The sequence below is a fragment of the Moorena sp. SIO2C4 genome (assembly GCF_010672485.1).
GTDB lineage: Bacteria > Cyanobacteriota > Cyanobacteriia > Cyanobacteriales > Coleofasciculaceae > Moorena > Moorena producens.
Map to the genome: position 1 here is coordinate 1 of NZ_JAAHGN010001415.1, position 1502 is coordinate 1502.

2 protein-coding genes are annotated in these 1502 nt (G+C 48.9%); one reads left to right on the top strand and one right to left on the bottom strand.

Going from position 1 to position 1502, the window contains the following annotated elements; translation table 11 throughout:
* Nucleotides 1-135 precede the first annotated feature (135 nt).
* Nucleotides 136-1101: a glycosyltransferase family 2 protein gene (locus tag F6K20_RS38135; RefSeq protein WP_287298372.1), complete on the bottom strand. Its 966-nt coding sequence runs from the start codon at nt 1099-1101 to the stop codon at nt 136-138.
* A gap of 6 nt (nt 1102-1107) precedes the next feature.
* Here F6K20_RS38135 and F6K20_RS38140 point away from each other — a divergent pair, with 6 nt between their 5' ends.
* Nucleotides 1108-1419, top strand: coding sequence for a hypothetical protein (locus tag F6K20_RS38140; protein WP_287298374.1), 312 nt, complete (start codon nt 1108-1110; stop codon nt 1417-1419).
* Nucleotides 1420-1502 lie beyond the last annotated feature (83 nt).

A 1502-nucleotide genomic window follows, 5' to 3' on the forward strand; every position in this document is an offset into this window, starting at 1 on the left:
GGAATCGGGAATCGGAACCCACCCCTAACCCCTCCCAGGAGGGGAACGTGAATCGGGAATCGGGAATCGGAACCCACCCCTAACCCCTCCCAGGAGGGAATCGGGAATCGGGAATCGGGAATCGGGATGCAGCTATCAGCTTCCATGGGAAAGCCACTCAATCTGATCAGCTTTGTCTGGCAGCCGGGCTTGCTGTTGTCCCTTTGCCCTTGCCCAAGTTCCAAACAGACCAATCGGTGTGCTGATTAGCTCAATGGGATCGGTTTTGCCTGCGATCGCATTAATACTATTGCGCGGTAGTTCTTTCAGCAACCAACGACTGATCCGATACAGATATTCCGTGGGTGGAATATCCCGCATCAAGGGCACACCATGGAGCTGATGTAAGTAACGGTTAGAGCGACCATACCGATGCCATTGACTGTGATACTCCCGAAAAGTGGAACGGTGTCGGTGCTCCACTATAGCGGTTGGAGCAAGGTGTAATTGCCAGTTGCTTTGCTTTTGAATCCGCCAGCACATATCAGCATCACCACCAGTGGTCAGGTAAGGACGGAACAATCCCACTTCCTCAAATGCTTGCCGTCGGATTGCTAGGTTAGCGGTTTGACCGTAAGGACAATAAGAATTGTTTAACGTATGTTCCTGAGATAGAACATTATGATACTCAGCGTGTTTTTCTAGCCAGGTTTTACCGGGCAACCCGATGATTTGACCAGCAACAATACCAATACTAAAGTTAGCAAAGGGTGAGACCAGGTCTGCTAACCAATGGGGTTGGGGACGACAGTCTGCATCAGTAAAGGCAATTATTTCCCCCTTAGCTGCTCGAATTCCTTGGTTACGGGCGGCATAGGAGCTTTGAATCTGGTCTTCCAGGATGTAGTGGAAAGTTATGCCCTCAGATGCTCCCTCAGTAACAGCACTTTGGATGAGTGAGGCTGTGCGATCGCTGCTATTATTATCCACTAAAAGATACTCTACTTGGTCAGTGGCATAGGTCTGTTCCTGTAAACAACGGACTAACTCTGGTAAATCTGCTTCACCGTTGTAGATTGGTACAACTACTGAAACCTTGGGCAAGCATTTGTCATTTGTCATTGGGTAATGGCTAATGGCAGAAGTGTTGAAATTAGGAATAGGGAACAGGGAACAGGGAATCGGGAATCGGGAATCGGGAATCGGAACCCACCCCTAACCCCTCCCAGGAGGGGAACGGGAATCGGGAATCGGGAATCGGGATGCAGCTATCAGCTATCAGTTATCAGCTATCAGTTATCAGCTATCAGCTATCAGTTATCAGCTATCAGCTATCAGCTATCAGTTATCAGCTATCAGCTATCAGCTATCAGTTATCAGTTATCAGCTATCAGCTATCAGCTAATGCCCTACTGTGCCACGCTGAAGGCTGACCACTGACCGCTGACCGCTGACCGCTGACCGCTGACCGCTGACCGCTGAATGCTTGAATTATCAACTATCAATTTTGAGCATAATCAACA